Source organism: Cobetia sp. 3AK (genome assembly GCF_029846335.1).
GTDB lineage: Bacteria > Pseudomonadota > Gammaproteobacteria > Pseudomonadales > Halomonadaceae > Cobetia > Cobetia marina.
On the sequence record NZ_JARWKR010000003.1, the window covers coordinates 56,721 to 73,945 of the forward strand.

15 protein-coding genes are annotated in these 17,225 nt (G+C 62.8%); 8 read left to right on the forward strand and 7 right to left on the reverse strand.

Annotated features, from left to right (window positions below):
• The first annotated feature begins 121 nt into the window (after positions 1–121).
• Positions 122–730, forward strand: coding sequence for a helix-turn-helix domain containing protein (locus tag QD228_RS05070; RefSeq protein WP_279874663.1), 609 nt, complete (start codon positions 122–124; stop codon positions 728–730).
• A gap of 45 nt (positions 731–775) precedes the next feature.
• Here the strand turns inward: QD228_RS05070 and QD228_RS05075 are convergent, their stop codons facing one another.
• Complete coding sequence (locus tag QD228_RS05075) at positions 776–1,594, reverse strand: hypothetical protein (RefSeq protein ID WP_279874665.1); 819 nt, start codon at positions 1,592–1,594, stop codon at positions 776–778.
• Between the two features lie 236 nt (positions 1,595–1,830).
• Here QD228_RS05075 and dusA point away from each other — a divergent pair, with 236 nt between their 5' ends.
• Complete coding sequence (gene dusA / locus QD228_RS05080) at positions 1,831–2,838, forward strand: tRNA dihydrouridine(20/20a) synthase DusA (protein WP_279874667.1); 1,008 nt, start codon at positions 1,831–1,833, stop codon at positions 2,836–2,838.
• 476 nt (positions 2,839–3,314) lie between these two features.
• Complete coding sequence (locus tag QD228_RS05085) at positions 3,315–4,712, forward strand: peptide MFS transporter (protein WP_176493629.1); 1,398 nt, start codon at positions 3,315–3,317, stop codon at positions 4,710–4,712.
• 144 nt (positions 4,713–4,856) lie between these two features.
• Here QD228_RS05085 and QD228_RS05090 read toward each other — a convergent pair whose 3' ends face one another.
• The gene (locus QD228_RS05090) at positions 4,857–5,882 is read right to left on the reverse strand and encodes a succinylglutamate desuccinylase/aspartoacylase family protein (protein WP_077379197.1); all 1,026 of its coding nucleotides are present in this window, start codon (positions 5,880–5,882) and stop codon (positions 4,857–4,859) included.
• Between the two features lie 316 nt (positions 5,883–6,198).
• On the opposite strand from QD228_RS05090, the gene QD228_RS05095 reads away from it, so the two are divergent.
• The 4 genes from QD228_RS05095 (at position 6,199) to QD228_RS05110 (ending at position 8,644) form a co-directional block, all read left to right on the forward strand.
• Positions 6,199–6,969, forward strand: coding sequence for a sulfite exporter TauE/SafE family protein (locus QD228_RS05095; RefSeq protein WP_254696411.1), 771 nt, complete (start codon positions 6,199–6,201; stop codon positions 6,967–6,969).
• A 100-nt stretch (positions 6,970–7,069) separates the two neighbouring features.
• Positions 7,070–7,411, forward strand: a complete 342-nt coding sequence (locus tag QD228_RS05100; protein ID WP_279874670.1) for a DOPA 4,5-dioxygenase family protein — start codon at positions 7,070–7,072, stop codon at positions 7,409–7,411.
• Positions 7,412–7,484: 73 nt separating this feature from the next.
• The gene (locus QD228_RS05105; protein ID WP_077379193.1) at positions 7,485–7,976 is read left to right on the forward strand and encodes a CreA family protein; all 492 of its coding nucleotides are present in this window, start codon (positions 7,485–7,487) and stop codon (positions 7,974–7,976) included.
• A 176-nt stretch (positions 7,977–8,152) separates the two neighbouring features.
• Positions 8,153–8,644: a pyridoxamine 5'-phosphate oxidase family protein gene (locus QD228_RS05110; protein WP_084209317.1), complete on the forward strand. Its 492-nt coding sequence runs from the start codon at positions 8,153–8,155 to the stop codon at positions 8,642–8,644.
• 237 nt (positions 8,645–8,881) lie between these two features.
• Here the strand turns inward: QD228_RS05110 and adhP are convergent, their stop codons facing one another.
• Both adhP and QD228_RS05120 read right to left on the reverse strand, forming a co-directional pair.
• Positions 8,882–9,910 (reverse strand): alcohol dehydrogenase AdhP, encoded by a 1,029-nt coding sequence (gene adhP / locus QD228_RS05115; protein ID WP_271302417.1) that lies wholly within the window; start codon positions 9,908–9,910, stop codon positions 8,882–8,884.
• 270 nt (positions 9,911–10,180) lie between these two features.
• Positions 10,181–11,701 (reverse strand): aldehyde dehydrogenase family protein, encoded by a 1,521-nt coding sequence (locus QD228_RS05120; RefSeq protein ID WP_084209318.1) that lies wholly within the window; start codon positions 11,699–11,701, stop codon positions 10,181–10,183.
• A 439-nt stretch (positions 11,702–12,140) separates the two neighbouring features.
• On the opposite strand from QD228_RS05120, the gene QD228_RS05125 reads away from it, so the two are divergent.
• Entirely contained in the window at positions 12,141–12,941 is an 801-nt protein-coding gene (locus tag QD228_RS05125; RefSeq protein ID WP_279874671.1) for a response regulator transcription factor, read from the forward strand.
• A 50-nt stretch (positions 12,942–12,991) separates the two neighbouring features.
• Here QD228_RS05125 and QD228_RS05130 read toward each other — a convergent pair whose 3' ends face one another.
• The 3 genes from QD228_RS05130 to nosP all read right to left on the reverse strand — a co-directional run bounded on the left by QD228_RS05130 (position 12,992) and on the right by nosP (position 17,146).
• Positions 12,992–14,308 (reverse strand): Nramp family divalent metal transporter, encoded by a 1,317-nt coding sequence (locus QD228_RS05130; protein WP_279874672.1) that lies wholly within the window; start codon positions 14,306–14,308, stop codon positions 12,992–12,994.
• Positions 14,309–14,532: 224 nt separating this feature from the next.
• Positions 14,533–15,963 (reverse strand): hybrid sensor histidine kinase/response regulator, encoded by a 1,431-nt coding sequence (locus QD228_RS05135; protein WP_279874673.1) that lies wholly within the window; start codon positions 15,961–15,963, stop codon positions 14,533–14,535.
• On the reverse strand, positions 15,953–17,146 hold the full coding sequence (gene nosP, locus QD228_RS05140) for a nitric oxide-sensing protein NosP (RefSeq protein WP_279874840.1): 1,194 nt from the start codon (positions 17,144–17,146) through the stop codon (positions 15,953–15,955). Before nosP ends, QD228_RS05135 begins: the two co-directional genes overlap by 11 nt.
• Positions 17,147–17,225 lie beyond the last annotated feature (79 nt).

Here is a 17,225-nt window from a genome sequence, read left to right on the forward strand (position 1 = left end):
TTTGAGCGGTCATTCAAGTTAAAATTGAGTACTCACTCAATACCTTGCTCCTCGGGATCAGCCTCCCCTCCACACTGTGTGGAGTCAGGCGTCACTCGCGGGCCCCATCGTCAGGACAGCCATGCCACGCGCGACCTTGCACAACCGCCAGGACTCCCTCGACCGGGCGCTGAATCTCTTCTGGCAGAAGGGCTTTCATGCCACTTCGCTGAAGGACATCGAGCGCGCGCTCGACATGCGTCCCGGCAGCATCTACGCCACCTTCGGCAGCAAGGATGGCCTCTTCCAGGAAGCGCTGGAGTGCTACTCCGCGCGCAGCCTGCGCGAGATGGAAAGCCTGATGGCCAGTCACGACTCACCCTTGACCGCCCTCGCCACCTATATTCGCAAGCTCGGCGGACTACGTGACTGCGAAGTGCCGTCCCGCGCCTGCATGCTGGCCAAGAGCCTGCTGGAACTCGGCGAGCGTGAACAGGCCGCCCGCGACAAGGTCGAGACGCTGCTCGCCAACATGGAAGCCCGCTTCCGCCAGGCCTTCGCGGACGCCCGCGACGCCGGTGAACTCGTCGACCCCGAGCGCCCCGCTCACCAGCCGGAACGCCTCGGTCGCCGCCTGCAGGCCGAAGTCATGGGCCTGCGCGCCTACGCCCAGCGTGAAGGCGAAAGCGACGCCGTCCGCCAGCTCGCCGAAGACATCGCCCAGGATATCGAGGCGCTAAGAGTGCATTAACGAATAAGGGCGATGCATAAATCGCCCTTATTAAAACAGACAGTACTACTTATCGTCACAAAGCGCGCATCTCTCCAAACCCTCTAACATGATATACAACTTATCTCTGCTACTCTTCTTTAACTCTCCGATAACCAACACATGCATCCCTTCAGGACTATTTGAATCAGCAAGCCTGAACTTATCTTTAAATCTTGGATACATCTCACCCACTACTAGAATACTTAGTTTGTCTTTTTTTCCAGTATTCAGCCATAAATTACCTTCTACACCATCCCCAGTATCATATATCAGCCCCCAAAACCCTCGCTTTTTATTTATAAAGCTATCATCAACCATACTGAAATTTACAAAAAAGTCTTTAATTGGCATTGTGATTTCTTGAGAAACTTCAACAACGGTTTCAGACCGCCTAAAATCATCCGAGGCAATAAGGTTCCTTAAAACAGTACTGAGCCTTCTTCGGGAGTCTGCCGTTCTTCCGGCATTTTCACTTATGTACCTCATCCCTCTAGGATTAGTACTTCCTTCGGGGCCACCAGGAGAAACATTTGAACCTTCATGTGCTCCATACTGAAGATCAAGAATTATGCGATTACCTGGATTAGTTAAAATGCTCCTATCTTCAAGCTCTCCCTTTATCTCCTCAGCCTCAGGAGTAGCAAATTTACAATCTTTCGCATGAGGCCTTGCCCCAAAACAAGCTCCCTGACCACTAGTCGCGGCACGCTTAAAGTAAGCTTGATTACCACAACCTGTGCATACGAGAGCTCGCCTCTTTTCCGATAACTCTCCTTCTGGTAGCTCCGAGAAGCTAGCAATGTAATAGTTTATATCATCTAAGATACATTTCGCCACGTCCATGTCACTTATCTCCAGTCGAAAATATTCTAGAAGCTTACCTAACTAAAGTTGCTACTCCCCCCCCAGCACAATTATTACCAATAAAACAAAACCACTTACAAGCTTACACTAAAACAAAATAATCGAATAAAACGACTATAGACCACGATATACATTCTTTCCTGCATTCATGGGATCAAAATGGTAAAATGCCCGCGAAAATCGCTCCCACACCAGCCGATATGACTGCCATGCCGATGACACCGATTGACCGCACCTTTTCCGTTGCGCCGATGATGGAATGGACGACCCGTGACTACCGCGCCTTCGCGCGCGTGTTGAGCCGTCGTACGCTGCTGTACACGGAGATGGTGACCACCGGGGCATTGCTGTTCAATCCGGACCGCGAGCGTTTCCTCGGTCACGACGAGACGGAGCACCCGCTGGCGTTGCAGCTGGGTGGCAGTGACCCGCAGGCGCTGGCCGAGTGTGCGGCGATCGCCGAGAGCTGGGGCTATGACGAGGTGAACCTGAATGTCGGCTGCCCGAGCGATCGCGTGCAGAACAACATGATCGGTGCCTGTCTGATGGGCCATCCGGAGCTGGTGGCCAAATGCGTGGCGGCGATGCAGGCGCAGGTGAAGATTCCGGTGACGGTGAAGTGCCGTATCGGGATCGATGATCAGGATGAGGACGCCGATCTCGAGCGCTTCATCAGCACCGTGGCCGACGCCGGCTGCGACACCTTCAGCGTGCATGCACGCAAGGCGTGGCTGCAGGGCCTGTCACCGAAGGAGAACCGCGATGTGCCGCCGCTGAACTACGGCCGCGTGCACCGCCTCAAGCAGGCGCACCCGTCCTTGCATATCGGCATCAACGGCGGTCTCAAGCAGATGGATGAGCTGCACGCGCAGCTGGAGCATGTCGACAGCGTGATGGTCGGCCGTGAGGCGTACCACAACCCCTGGTTGCTGGCGACGGTGGACAGCGAGCTGTACGGCGAGGCCGAGAATCCGCACACCAGCCGCCACGATGCGCTGCGTGCCTTCCGCCCCTACATCGAGAAGCGTCTCGCCGAGGGCGTGCGCCTCAATCACATCAGCCGCCATCTACTGGGGCTGTTCCAGGGCCAGCCGGGCGGACGCCAGTTCCGCCGCCATGTCTCCGAGAACGCCCACAAGCCGGGCGCGGGCATCGAGGTGATCGATGACGCCATGGCGCGCGTGCCGGAGCACCAGCCCGAGACTCAGGCCGAACAGGCCTGATCCGGCAGCCTCTGCCCCTTTCCTCAGGAACGCAGCATTTCCAGAAGACCGTTCACTGACACCCGGCCCATGTGCCGGGTGTCGTCGTTCTGGCATTCCCATGTTCTCAACATCCCCAACGATCCGTCGATCCGTCGATCCGTCGAGCCAGCGACCGGCAGCCCCTATCGCGAAAGGCGCGATGACAGAACATTCACAGATGCCGAAACACGCAACCCTGCGTCGCTGTATAAGCTGATAACTCCTTTAATACCAATGACATGCATGACTTTCGTTTGATTGTCTGACAAGGGCGTCTCGCGCAGAATGACTGACCATGCGGACAACAACAGGTCACGTCATCGTCACGTCGTGCTGACGTGTTGACGGCCATACAACGGCTCCGTCACCGGCTTCCCCCACAGACCTGTGGACCGGTCCATGCAGTCCCCCATCACGGACTGCGCTGCTCATGCTGACACATCCTTCGAGGTTCCATGTCCACATCCTCCCCCTCCGGAGCCAACAGCCGTGAGCTGTTCGGGCACCCGGCCGGACTCTATCTGCTGTTCTCCACGGAACTGTGGGAACGCTTCTCCTACTACGCCATGCGCGCCCTGCTGGTGCTCTATCTCACCGATGCCGTCACCAGCGGCGGGCTGGGCTGGAATCAGGGCGATGCCCTGCAGCTGTATGGCATCTTCACGGGGCTGGTATACATCACGCCGATGTTCGGCGGCGCGCTGGCCGACAACTGGCTGGGCGCACGCCGCGCGATTCTGATCGGGGGTCTGATCATGGCGGCCGGCCAGTTCGTGCTGGCCGTGCCACCGGACATGAGTGGTCTGGATGCCGAGATGCTGCTGTATGTCGGTCTCGGCCTGCTGATCGTCGGCAACGGCCTGTTCAAGCCCAACATCTCGACGATGGTCGGCGATCTCTATCCACAGGGCGATCACCGTCGTGATGGCGCCTTCACCATCTTCTACATGGGCATCAACCTCGGTGCGCTGCTGTCAGGTATCGTCGCGGGCTCCATGGCCGAAGGCTATGGCTGGAACGCCGGCTTCCTGGTGGCGGGTATCGGCATGCTGCTGGCGGTCGCCATCCAGCTGATCTTCGCGCCACGCCATCTGGGCGAGCTCGGCGTGGAGCCCAGCGCCAGACGCGAGGCTCGCCTGAGCAAGAGGAGCACCACCAGGACACCGCTGAGCCGCGAGGAGCGCGATCGCATCAAGGTAATCCTGGTGCTGGGTCTGTTCACCATCCTGTTCTGGGCCGGTTTCGAGCAGGGCGGCGGCCTGATGGCACTGTACGCGCAGGACTACACCGACCGCATGCTGATGGGCTTTGAAGTCCCGGCGGCCTGGTTCCAGTCGCTCAACCCGCTGTTCATCATCCTGCTCTCGCCACTGCTGGCGGGACTGTGGACACGCATGAATGACCGCGAGCCCAGCTCGCCGGTCAAGTTCGCCTTCGGCCTGATCGCCCTCGGCATCGGCTTCGTATGCATGATCGGCGCGGTGCTGGAGCAGAAAGCCGCGGGCAGCGCCTCGATGATGTGGCTGGTCGGTGCCTTCTTCTTCCACACCTTGGGCGAGCTGTGCTTGTCGCCGGTGGGCCTGTCGATGGTCACCAAGCTGTCGCCGGTTCGCATGGGCGCGCTGATGATGGGCGCCTGGTTCGCCTTCGTGGCACTGGCCAACTACCTGGCCGGGATGATCGGCTCGCTGGTCGGCGAAGCCGGCGCCATGAGCGTGTTCGGTGGCATCGCCATCACGGGCGTGCTCGGCGGCCTGCTGTTGCTGGTGTTCGCCGGCAAGCTGGTCGACTGGATGCACGGCGCGGAATCGCGTCATGACGGCCCGCTCGAGACCCAGACCAGCCACGGCTGATCTCGCAGTCGTCGTCATCTTCACTACCGACGACGACACGACAGGCTGCTGCAACAACGCAAACGCCCCGCTCATTGAGCGGGGCGTTTGCGTTGTCACTACCAGCAACAGGGCCATAAAGTGGCCTGAAGTGAAACAAACCGCCTAGATGGAGTCCGGCACGAACAGCTGCTGGAAGTTGTCGACGGCGCTCTCGGCATCATCGATCGCATGGAAGCGCGCCACGTGATAGAGCGCCTCGCCCTCGTTGGCCAGCGGCAGATTGGCCATGCCGATGATGATGCCATCCGCGGGCGACAGCACCTCGCTTTCGCTGTTGCCGAAGGGGTCGGCGACGATGCCCAGCACCTGATGCTTCTCGACGCGGTCTCCCAAGCCCACGCGGCTCTGGACAATGCCATCGATGGAGGCGCGCGCCCAGCTGGAGCCGTTGGACATCTCCACCGCGCGGGAGCTGGGCTTGCGGTCGCGGTCCTTGGCCAGCATGCCGATGGAGCGCATCACGCGCTTCACGCCGCTGACCCCCGGACGAATCGCCCACTCATCGAAGCGCAGCGCCTCGCCGGCCTCATAGGTGATGACCGGCACGCCACGGCCACTGGCATAGGCACGCAGGCTGCCTTCACGCAGCTCGGCGTTCAGCAGTACCGGTGCACCGAAGGCATCCGCCATCTGGCGCGTGGCGTCGCTGCCGCTCATGGTGGCGCGAATCTGCGGCAGGTTGGTGCGGTGGATCGCGCCGGTGTGCAGGTCGATGATGTGGGTGGCCTGATCGGCGATCTGCTCACGGAACAGCGCCGCCACCCGCGAGCCCAGCGAACCGCTCTCGCTGCCCGGGAAGCAGCGGTTGAGGTCACGGCGGTCCGGCAGGTAGCGCGTGTGCTGCACGAAGCCGAAGACGTTGACGATGGGCACCGCGATCAAGGTGCCGCGCAGCCGCGCGAGGCTGGAACTCTTGAGCAGACGCCGCACGATCTCGACGCCATTGATCTCATCGCCATGAATCGCCCCACACACCAGCAATACGGGCCCGGGCTGTCGTCCATGCACGACCTCGACAGGAATGTGCAACGGTGCGTGGGTGTAGAGCTTGGCCACCGGCACATCGACCTGAGCCCGTGTGCCCGGCGCGATGCGGGTACCGCTGATTTCAAATGGAGCGCGTGACATCGCCACCTCAGAGATTGTTCGACCAACGAGCGACAGGCGTCGTGACAGCTCCTGCCAGATCAGGCTGCTCGCCCAGTGTCTCGAAAGAAAACACTGTGCGACATGCGCCTTTTAGCGCATTGGTGCGTCAAGGGAAAGACTTCATTGCAGCGTGTCGGGATGAAGACCGGACGGAATTGTTCAACAATGGCATGACGCCGACGGCGTGACGACACCTGACCACGACATGGCGAGCACGATATGACGGGAGCGACATGGCGAGAATGACACGCCCCGGCCCCGGCCTCGTCCTGACTGCCACTGACAAGAGCTGCCCGTGACCGATCTTCTCGACTCTCTGCTGACCCTGCCCGATTACTCCGCCCTGGCCTGGAGCGTGATCGTCTTCTCGACCTACCTGACCGGCATCTCCAAGGGCGGCTTCGCCGGCGGGTTCGGCTCGCTTTCCGTGCCGCTGATGGCGCTGGCCATCGGTCCGCTGGAAGCGGCCGGCATCCTGCTGCCGCTGTTGATCGTGATGGACTTTCTCAGCGCTCGCGCCTGGTGGGGCAAGCAGCTGTGGTCGGAGGTGCGCATCATCCTGCCCAGCGCCGCCATCGGCATCGCGGTGGGCGTGGTGCTGTTCGATGAGCTGAACGAGAACATGATTCGTGGCTTGCTGGGCGTCATCTCGCTGCTGTTCGCCGCCTACATGCTGTTCAAGCCCACCGCGAGGAATCCGCTGCCGCGCTGGCTGGCCATTCCTGCCGGTGCCACGGCCGGCTTCACCAGTTTCTTCGCCCACGCCGGTGCCCCGCCCTACAACCTGTACATGATTCCGCGTCAGCATCCCAAGGAGACCTTCATCGCCACCACGGTGATCATCTTCGCAGGCATGAATCTGATGAAGCTGGGCCCCTACGTGGCGCTGGGCGAGGTCAACCTCACCAGTCTGTCCACCTCGCTGCTACTGGTGCCGGTGGCCTGGGCAGGTGTCAGGAGCGGCCTGTGGCTGCAATCCCGCGTCAACGAGAGGCTGTTCTTCCGCCTGATCATCCTCGCGATGGCACTGGTCGGCGTACAGCTGATCTACAAGGCCTGGGGCTGATCTCCGCGCGCCATCACGCCTGGCGACCTCTATCGCCAGCCAGCATGACCTTCTGGTCCACGCTTTCAGACAGACATTCGAGAATGATCGGGGCAACGCCATGACACCGCAGGTCCACTACTACCACGCACACCTCTACTACACCGATGAGCAGAGTCTGGCCGCCGCTCGCGAGCTGGCGGCCCAGGCCGAGCAGCACTTTCCGCTGCGCGTCGGTCGCTTCCATGAGCAGCCGGTAGGCCCGCACCCGCTGTGGAGCTGTCAGCTGTCCTTCGCTCCCGAAGACTTCGGGCGCATCATCCCGTGGCTGGCGCTCAATCGCGGCACGCTGGACATCTTCGTGCACGCCGGCACCGGTGATGATCTCTTTGATCACACCCAAGGCGTGATGTGGCTGGGCAGCTCCCACCTGCTGAATCTGCAAGTCTTCGGCGATGAGTGAGGCCCGGACGTCGCCCGACACGCTATCATCGCCTTGCCGCCTTCGCCTTACCCACTGACTCAAGGATGACCCCATGACTCGACTGCGCCGCCTATCCCCTCGTGCCGCCCTGCTGGGCGTGATCGCCTCTGGCCTGCTGCTGGCCGGCTGTGACGACAATGAGGTCGGGGATGTCTCGCTGGGCCTGTTCACCACCAAGGACATCAAGATCGAGAGCCTGATCGACCCCAAGGTGCCGGGCGTGACCTGTCACCTGAGCAACATCGAGGCGAATCTCGATTTCTCCGACCCCTCCGACATGAGCATCGCCTGCCGCCAGACCGGCCCGATCACCCCGGCGATGCTCGCCGACATCGACACCTCCAAGAGTGGCGAGGAGGTCTATCGCAAGTCCAAGAGCGTGCTGCTCAAGAGCCTCAAGATCCGGCGTATTCTGGACCGTGACTCCCAAAGCCTGCTCTACATCGCCTACAGCACCAAGGAAACCAGCGGCAGCTTCAAGCATGCGCTGAGCAGCGTGCCGCTGTGGGGCAGCGAGGCCTGGCAGGCACCGGCAGCGCAGTGAGCCGCCCGGGCGCCTGAATCAAGCCCCGATTGATCAAGCGCTGATTCATCAAGCACTGACTCATCAAGCGAAAGCTTCATCATCATCCCTTGAAGTTGTGGGGTGTCGCTCCAAGGTCTTGTTCAACGGCTAGCCAGCCGGATTTTCATTCGCATGAGGCAAAGGAGTGACACACGATGTCGAGCCCGGAGCACAAGCAGAAGATCTGGAAGCTGATCAAGGATGTGAAGGTCGGCATGTTGGTGACGCAGGGTGACGGCATGCCACATGCCCGCCCGATGCATCTGGTGCAGGATGACTACGACGGCACCCTGTGGTTCTTCACGCGAGCCAGTGCCGAGAAGGTGTTTGAAGCAAAGAAGGACAGCGAGGTCTGCCTGAGCTTTTCCGATCAGGATGATGGCGTCTATGTGTCGCTGAGCGGTCATGCCAATCTGCACCGCGATCAGGGCCTGATCGACAAGTTCTGGAATCCGTTCGTGGCCGCCTGGTTCCCGGAAGGCAAGGATGACCCCGATGTCACTCTGCTGGAGGTCAAGGTGCAATCCGGTGAACACTGGAAGGCCAAGGAGAGCAAGGCGTATCAACTCTATGAGATTGCGCGCGCCAACCTCGACAAGGACCACACCCCGGACATGGGTGAGAACGAGAAATTCGGCACGGTATGAGCAGAAGCCCGAGCTCGTCATGGAGAGCTCCTTGAAGTGCCCGCGTAAGAGTTGACGCACACGGCCATGCCAGACACGACAACGCCAGCCCCGGGGCTGGCGTTGTCGTGTCTGGTCTCCTGCCGCCTGCCGAATCCTGCCGAATCCTGCCGAATCCTGCCGAATCCTGCCGAATCCTGCCGAATCCTGCAGACCTGTCGTCGGTGGAGAGAGTTCAAGTTCAGGACACTGAACGCCTCAAGACTTCATGTCGAGCACGATGCGCCCCTCGATCTTGCCGTCGATCATGCGCCCGAAGATGTCATTGATATCCTCGAGCCTGCCGGTCTGAACGGTGGCCGCGACCTTGCCTTCCGCGGCGAAGTCCAGCGCCTCCTGCAGGTCCTGACGCGTGCCGACGATGGAGCCACGCACCGTGATGCCGTTGAGCACCGTGGAGAAGATCGGCAGCGGGAAGTCACCCGGCGGCAGGCCGTTGAGCACCAGGGTACCGCCACGGCGCAGCATGTTCTGAGCCTGATCGAAGGCCTTGGGCGACACCGCCGTCACCAGTGCGCCGTGTGCGCCGCCGATCTCGCGCTTGATGACGGCTGCCGGGTCTTCCTTCATGGCATTCACGGTCACGGTGGCCCCCAGACGGCGGGCCAGCTCCAGCTTGGCATCATCCACGTCCACCGCCGCCACGTTCAGGCCCATGGCGCGGGCGTACTGCACCGCCATGTGACCCAACCCGCCGATCCCCGAGATCACCACCCACTGACCGGGGCGAGTGTCGGTCATCTTGAGCCCCTTGTAGACCGTGACCCCGGCGCACAGCACCGGCGCGATCTCCACGAAGCCCACGCTGTCCGGCAGACGCCCCACGTAGCCGGCATCCGCCAGCGTGTACTGGGCAAAGCCGCCATTCACCGAATAGCCGGTGTTCTGCTGGCTCTCGCACAGCGTCTCCCAACCGCCCAGGCAGTGCTCGCAATGGCCACAGGCCGAGTAGAGCCAGGGCACCCCGACCCGGTCGCCTTCCTTGACGTGGGTCACACCCTCGCCCACCGCCGCGATGGTCCCCACTCCCTCATGTCCCGGGATGAACGGTGGGTTGGGCTTCACCGGCCAGTCGCCATGCGCGGCGTGCAGGTCGGTGTGACAGACCCCGGAGGCGGCGACCTCGACCAGAATCTCGCCACGCCCCGGTCGCGGTACCGCGACTTCCTCGATCACCAGCGGTGCACCGAATTCACGTACCACGGCGGCTTTCATGCTGTTATCCATGATGGACTCCTCATTCATTGTCGAAAGACGAACCTTGGAAAGGCGAGCCAGAGATCAGGCGGAGAGTGCGATCCCGTCCGGTCGTGAGCGAGGGCCAGTGTTCGCGCACGCCCCGGACCTGCCTCTTCATTGAAACCAGACGCGGTGCTCCCTGCCCTGCGCCAGATCAAGCAAGTCGGATCTGGCGCGGGCATCGAGAGGAATTCCTCGAGGAGGCATCGCGGGAGGTGGATTCAGGGCCACTAGCCTTGGTGGCGCTGACGGTCAGGCCTAGAAGAAGCCGAGTGGATTGATGTCGTAGCTGACCAGCAGGTTCTTGGTCTGCTGGTAGTGTTCCAGTGCCATCTTGTGGGTCTCGCGACCGACACCGGATTTCTTGTAGCCACCGAAGGCGGCATGGGCGGGATACTGGTGGTAGCAGTTGGTCCACACGCGACCGGCCTGGATACCGCGCCCCATGCGGAAGGCGACATTCATGTCGCGACTCCAGACACCGGCGCCGAGACCGAATTCGGTGTCATTGGCGATGGCCAGCGCCTCTGCCTCGTCACGGAAGGTGGTGACGGCGACCACCGGCCCGAAGATCTCCTCCTGGAAGACACGCATCGCGTTGTGGCCCTTCAGAAGGGTCGGCTGGATGTAATAGCCGTTGGCCAGCTCGTTCTCCAGCTGCTCGCTGCTGCCGCCGGTGAGCACCTCGGCCCCCTCCTCACGGGCGATATCCATATAGGACATGATCTTGTCGAACTGCTCGCGGGAGGCCTGTGCGCCGACCTGCACGTCGGTATCCAGCGGATTGCCGCGCTTGATGGTCTTCACGCGCTCCATCACACGGGCCATGAAGTCGTCGTAGATGCTTTCCTGGATCAGAGCGCGTGACGGGCAGGTGCACACCTCGCCCTGATTGAAGAACGCCAGCACCAGCCCTTCGGCGGCCTTGTCGATGAACTCGGGTTCGGCATTCATGATGTCGGCGAAGTAGATGTTGGGGGACTTGCCGCCCAGCTCCACCGTGGAGGGAATGATGGTCTCCGCGGCGCACTTGAGGATGTGCGAGCCCACGGGGGTGGAGCCGGTGAAGGCGATCTTGGCGATGCGCTTGCTGGTCGCCAGTGCCTGTCCGGCCTCGGCGCCATAGCCGTTGACGATGTTGAGAACCCCTGCCGGCAGCAGGTCATTGATCAGCTCCGCCAGCACCAGGATCGAGGCCGGGGTCTGTTCCGCCGGCTTGAGCACCACGCAGTTGCCCGCCGCCAGCGCCGGGCCGAGCTTCCAGGCCGCCATCAGGATCGGGAAGTTCCACGGGATGATCTGTCCCACCACCCCCAGCGGCTCGTGGAAGTGATAGGAGACGGTATTGGCATCGATGTCCGCCGCGGTGCCTTCCTGGGAGCGCAGGCAACCGGCGAAGTAGCGGAAGTGATCCGCCGCCAGCGGGATATCGGCGTTCAGCGTCTCGCGCACCGCCTTGCCGTTGTCCCAGGTCTCGGCGACCGCCAGCATCTCGAGATTCTGCTCGATGCGATCCGCGATCCTGAGCAGGATGTTGGAACGCTCCTGCACAGAGGTCTTGCCCCAGGCGGGGGCTGCCTTGTGGGCGGCGTCCAGCGCGAGATCGATGTCTTCCGCACTCGAGCGCGGGATACGGCAGAACACCTCACCCGTCACCGGACTGACATTGTCGAAATATTCCCCCTTGACCGGCTCGACGAAACGCCCGCCGATGTAATTGCCGTAGGTGTCCTTGAACGTGACCAGCGCGTCGGCGCTGCCCGGGGAGGCGTAGATCATGGCGAACTCCTGTGGGTCGGATTCACGAGTGGCGCTCGTGATCGACGACCTGTTGTTGTAAGTCACGTGGACAGGAGATGGCGCTCCTGTCCCTCGCCTGACCGTCAACGACTGGATCAATGACTGCATCAAGAACTGCTTGATCAGGCGACCCTCACAGTCTTGTTCACTTGTGGCATTCGCGACATGCGCCCATGGGCGGAAACTGTCTCATCCCTTGGGAGGAGAAAAGGGAGAAACCCGGCAGGCAAGAAAGATGGGACAGGAAGACAGGTGGGGACAGGAAAGACGGGCCATACCGCGAAGGCCGCAAGGCACGACACCACGCCATGACGTTATGCTCAGGGTAGCTATTGTCAGCAAGGTCATGATCAGGAAAGCCATGGCCTGGAACGTCATGACCAGAACATCGCCCGCCAACGACCGGCCAGGAGCCTTCATGTACCGTCTGCTGATCGCGGATGACCATCCGCTGTTCCGTGATGCCATCAGTCGTACCCTGAATCTGGCCGTCGCTGACGGCTCTACGCCAGAATACGAGCTGCTGCAGGCCGCCAGCCTCGAGGAAGCGCTCAGCGTGATCGCTCATCATGCTGACAGCCTCGACCTGCTGCTGCTGGATCTCGACCTGCCCGACAGCCACGGCCTGGAAGGCCTGGCGCGCCTGCGTGAGGAGGCAGACTGGCTGCCGGTGGCGATTCTCTCCGCCCACGAGGCGCGCGAGACGGTACTCGAGGCATTGGCGCTCGGTGCGGTGGGGTATCTGTCCAAGTCGAGTTCGGCGCAGACCCTGCGCGATGCCCTCGCACGCATGCTGGCCGGGGAGGTCTACGTGCCTGCCCAGTTGATGCGCGCTGCGCCGCGTCCAGCGCCGCTCTCAGCTGCATCTGCATCATCTGCACCAGCATCATCGGTATCAGTGCCACCGCCAGCGCCCCAACTGGCGCCGAGCCTCAGCGATGCTGAATTCGCGCGGCGCTGGCAGACCCTCACCACCAAGCAGCGCGGCGTGCTGGAACGCATGGTGCTGGGCGAGTCCAACAAGATGATCGCCTGGCAGCTGGGCGTGGCGGAGACCACCGTCAAGTCGCATGTCTCCGCCATCCTGCACAAGCTGGGGGTCGCCAGCCGGGTGCAGGCGATCCTGCTGGCCAGCCACGCCCTGCCTGCCGTGTCAGGCCCGAGTGAGGCCTCTGCCGCCCCACGACGCGAAACGCCCCGGTCCAACGCTCACGAATGAGGCGCGAACCGGGGCGTTGCCCATCAGGTGTCGGGACAGAGTGACTCGCCCTACATCAGCTCCCCGACCAGCACATAGCCATTGAGCAGGATGATGACCGCTGCCACCAGCATGCCGATGGCCGTCACCCAGTGACGATTGACCAGGTCCCCCATCAGGCGGCGATTGGCGGTGAACATCAGCAGCGGCACCAGCGCGAAGGGAATCCCGAAGCTGAGTACCACCTGGCTTGCGACCAGCACCTGCTGCTCCGGCAGCCCCATCAGGATGATGGCGATGGCCGGTGCCATGGTGATCACGCGGCGCAGCCACAGCGGAATGCGGAAGTTGACGAAGCCCTGCATCACCACCTGCCCGGACAGGGTGCCGACGATGGACGAGGACAGCCCCGCCAGCAGCAGCGTGAAGCCGAAGATCAGACTGGCGGCATTCTGGCCCATCAGCGGCGACAGCAGCTTGTAGCTCTCGGTGATGGAAGCCACGCCGGTCTCGCCATTGCCATGGAAGACCTTGGCGGCCAGCACCAGCATCGCCATGTTGATCAGCCCCGCCAGCGCCATGCCGATGATCACATCGAGACGGTAGTAGCCCATCACGCGACGGCGCTGACCGCTGTCACGCACCCGGATGCGATTCTGGGACAGCGCGGAATGCAGGTAGATGACGTGGGGCATCACGGTGGCGCCCAGGATACCGGCCGCCAGGAAGATCGCATGGCTATCCGGGAAACCTGGTGTCAGCAGGCCGTAGATGATCGGTTCCACCGGCGGACGACTGAGGATGATCTCGAGCAGGAATCCCGCCGACACCGCCAGGATCATCGCCCCGATGATCATCTCCATCATGCGGAAGCCGTAGCGCTGCATCACCAGCACCGCGTAGGTGATGGCACCGGTCAACAGCGCCCCTTCCAGCATGCTGAGCCCGAAGAGCAGATTGAAGGCCAGCGCCGCGCCGAGAAACTCGGCCAGATCGGTGGCGATGGCCACGATCTCCGCCTGCACCCAGAAGGCCCAGACCACCGGACGCGGGAAGCGCTCACGGATGACCTCGGCCAGATTCTTGCCGGTGGCCAGCCCCAGCCGCGCGGACAGGGTCTGGATCAACATCGCCATCAGATTGGCCCACAGCACCACCCACAGCAGGGTATAGCCATAGCGGGAGCCGGCCTCGATGTTGGTCGCGAAGTTGCCGGGGTCGATGTAGGCGACGGCGGCGATCATCGCCGGGCCGAGAAACGGCAGCGCGCGACGCAGGCGTCCCGCAAGGGACAGAGGGGATACAGTGCGCACACCGCCGGCAGCAGAGGCTTCACCTTCACTGCCCAGCGACATGCTGGCGGCATGACGTACGGATTTATCGGACATGATATTCAGCATGGGGGGGAAACCTGCCAGATCAATGGCCCGCGAACAGAGAAAGGGGATGCGGGATGTCATGACACGAGGATACATGCTAAATACGATCAATTCTCATTAAAATTTACCGCGATGCCTGATAGCCTCCTTCAATTCTGCACATTGCCCCAATGCCCCGATTCCCTTGTTTCCGAATGCCGAGAGCTCAGCAAAGAAAGCTCAGCGACAGGAACTCAGCGATGGTTGACCAACAGCTGGCGCAGGCGCAGCGGCTTGACCGGCTTGAGCAGGAACCCGAAGCCGAGCGCGCGAGCCCTGGCCTTGAGCGGCGCCGAGTGGTCCGCGCTGATCACCACCACCGGCAAGTCTGGCCAACGCTTGCGCAGGCGTTGTGCCTGCGCCAGACCATCGGGCTGCCCGTCACCCAGCTGATGATCGACGATCAAGACCTGCGGCGCGGCCAGCGCCTGCTGCAACAGCACCTCGGCGGTATCGGCGCAGTGGACACTCGCGCCCCAGCCCTCGAGCAATGACTGCATGCCGGCACATACCTCCCGATCATCCTCGATCACCCAGATAACGGTATCGAGCAGCGGCTGCGCGAGCGGTGACACGCAAGACTGACCGGTAGAAGGCGCGTCAGCCGATGGGCCCATCACATTGGCAGGCTGTCGAATCGGCACGCGCACCGCGAAGGCGGCACCGCGCCCCGGGGTGCTGGCCAACGACAGGGGGTGCTCCAGCAGGCCGGTGATGCGCTTGACGATCGCCAGCCCCAGCCCGAGGCCGCGCTGCTCGTTGTCCTGGCGCGGCGCCAGGCGCCGGAATTCCTGGAAGACCACCTCGCGCTGATGCTCGGCGATGCCGGGGCCGTTGTCGGCCACCGTGATCTCCAGCCAGTCACCACGCCGGCGACACCCCAGCAGCACGCGTCCGCGCGTCGAGCCATCCGGGACATGGCGCAGCGCATTGCTCAGGAAATTGCGTATCACGCGCGCCAGTAGCTGCAGGTCCGACTCGACGCTCAGGTGACTGGCCACGTAGTGCAACTCCAGCCCACGGGCAGCGCCCAGTTGACGATATTCCTCGGCGAGCACATCCAGCAGCTCACGCACCGGGAAGGTGGCGACATCGGCCGTCAGCACGCCGGCATCCAGCCGCGAGATGTCCACCAGCGTGCCCAGCAGGCTCTCGACATCGGCCAGCGAGCGCCCCAGCCGCGCCACCAGCTCGGCAGGCGAAGCGTCGCCCGGCGTGGGGTCATCAAGTGCCAGCCTCGCCAGTTGCTCTTCTAGGGCGCTGGCGAACAATCGGGCGGCATTCAGGGGTTGCAGCAGATCATGACTGATGGCGGCGAGAAAGCGGGTCTTGGAGTGGTTGGCCGCCTCGGCGGCGGCCTTGGCGGCGGTGAGGCGTCGATTGAGTGCCCCCAGTTCATCGAGGGTGCGGTGCAGGGTGTCGGTACGCTCGCGCACCTGATCCGCCAGCAGGACGGCGTGCTCGAAGGCGGCGTAGGGCGCGCTCGGTGAAGGGCTGCTGGATTCGACCCGCTCGATCAGGGCGGCGTTGATCTTCTCCAGCTGGCGATTGCGCGCCTTGAGGGCGGCGAGTTCAGCGCTCAGGCCGTCCTTTCGGGAATCTGTCAGCGGCGTATCAGGCGCCATCCTGCCCTCCCGTGCCATCGGCCGCGAGACGGCGCTGGCCGATCACCACGCCGGTGAAGGTCTGGTTGATGTGCATGCCGTGATGCTGCTCACCGTAGGTATTGAAGCCGATCACCCGGTGATGCCTGAGCAGACGCGAAGCCTCTGCCTCCAGCCCCAGCGCCTCGATCTCCATGCGCCGCAGGAAGCAGTCACAGCCGATGGTCAGCGCGGGCGGCCCCAGACGCGCCTCCACCTCGGCCAGCCGCTGCTCGAGCTGCGCGAGAATCGGCGTGGCCTGCATGGCAGTGAGCACGATGCCGGTCTCCACCGCGCAGTAGAAGCTCAGGCTGGCATCGGCATTCACGCGCTGGATGGAGCGCACGTAATGCGCCTCACCGATGCGCACCGCCAGCGGGCAGCGCGCGAAGACCGCCTCCTCCAGCGCCTCGGGCGCGACACCGGCCAGCCGCGCATACTCCTCGGCGGCGGGCTCGGCATTCAGCTCCAGCACGCGGCGTGAATCGCGGTCCACCGCCGTCACCACCAGCTTGTCGGCCAGCGGCGTGAGATGGTGAGTGCTGATGACCTCGAACGGCAGCCGCGTATTGATCACTACCACGACCGCCGCCTGATCATGGAAGACCCCGTCGGCGTAGACATAGGTATGCGCCAACCGGTTGTCGTCCCCGGCGGAGCCACCGAAGGCGGGAATAATGCTGCCCAGCGCCGCATCCAGCGTCGCCAGTACCTGCTCCTCGCTGCTCGAGAGGCCATCGAGCAGCGTCAGCGCGAAGCTGTTGCCCATCACCGGCGCCACGGCCTGCTCGCGACAGCGCGCCAGCAGCTCATCACTCAACGTCTGGGCGCGCGGAAGGTCGAAACCGCTCAGATCATCGATCAACACCTGCGCCAGCGCGAAGTCGCTGCGCGCCAGGCCGATGGCGGTGATGGAGCCGCGCGCATAGCCCTCGGGCGTGATCTCGCCGGCGGTGGTACAGCCACTCACCGCTACCTCACCGAAGGCATCGGCCAGCGCCTGACCCAGTGCCGGGAGGGGGTAATCCGCCGAGCAGAAGAACAGCACCCCGCCGAGCCGCTGGCGGCCACCGAGCGAGTCATCAAGCTTTCGGGCCAGCTCGGCCACCGCCGCCTGCGGGTCCTTGAGCTGGCTGGCCGCCGTGGCCAGCGGCACGGCAATCATCTCGCTCTGTGGCTGCGGCCTTCCCTTCACGCGACTGCTGACATCCGTCATGTCCCCTCCTCCTGTCGAGCGCAGCGGG

What these genes read in the sequence shown, in the direction of transcription:
- QD228_RS05070 (WP_279874663.1), top strand. Translation starts at nt 122, where the DNA reads ATGCCACGCGCGACCTTGCACAACCGCCAGGACTCCCTCGACCGGGCG.
- QD228_RS05075 (WP_279874665.1), bottom strand. Translation starts at nt 1,594, where the DNA reads ATGGACGTGGCGAAATGTATCTTAGATGATATAAACTATTACATTGCT.
- dusA (WP_279874667.1), top strand. Translation starts at nt 1,831, where the DNA reads ATGACACCGATTGACCGCACCTTTTCCGTTGCGCCGATGATGGAATGG.
- QD228_RS05085 (WP_176493629.1), top strand. Translation starts at nt 3,315, where the DNA reads ATGTCCACATCCTCCCCCTCCGGAGCCAACAGCCGTGAGCTGTTCGGG.
- QD228_RS05090 (WP_077379197.1), bottom strand. Translation starts at nt 5,882, where the DNA reads ATGTCACGCGCTCCATTTGAAATCAGCGGTACCCGCATCGCGCCGGGC.
- QD228_RS05100 (WP_279874670.1), top strand. Translation starts at nt 7,070, where the DNA reads ATGACACCGCAGGTCCACTACTACCACGCACACCTCTACTACACCGAT.
- QD228_RS05105 (WP_077379193.1), top strand. Translation starts at nt 7,485, where the DNA reads ATGACTCGACTGCGCCGCCTATCCCCTCGTGCCGCCCTGCTGGGCGTG.
- QD228_RS05110 (WP_084209317.1), top strand. Translation starts at nt 8,153, where the DNA reads ATGTCGAGCCCGGAGCACAAGCAGAAGATCTGGAAGCTGATCAAGGAT.
- adhP (WP_271302417.1), bottom strand. Translation starts at nt 9,910, where the DNA reads ATGGATAACAGCATGAAAGCCGCCGTGGTACGTGAATTCGGTGCACCG.
- QD228_RS05120 (WP_084209318.1), bottom strand. Translation starts at nt 11,701, where the DNA reads ATGATCTACGCCTCCCCGGGCAGCGCCGACGCGCTGGTCACGTTCAAG.
- QD228_RS05125 (WP_279874671.1), top strand. Translation starts at nt 12,141, where the DNA reads ATGTACCGTCTGCTGATCGCGGATGACCATCCGCTGTTCCGTGATGCC.
- QD228_RS05130 (WP_279874672.1), bottom strand. Translation starts at nt 14,308, where the DNA reads ATGTCCGATAAATCCGTACGTCATGCCGCCAGCATGTCGCTGGGCAGT.
- QD228_RS05135 (WP_279874673.1), bottom strand. Translation starts at nt 15,963, where the DNA reads ATGGCGCCTGATACGCCGCTGACAGATTCCCGAAAGGACGGCCTGAGC.
- nosP (WP_279874840.1), bottom strand. Translation starts at nt 17,146, where the DNA reads ATGATTGCCGTGCCGCTGGCCACGGCGGCCAGCCAGCTCAAGGACCCG.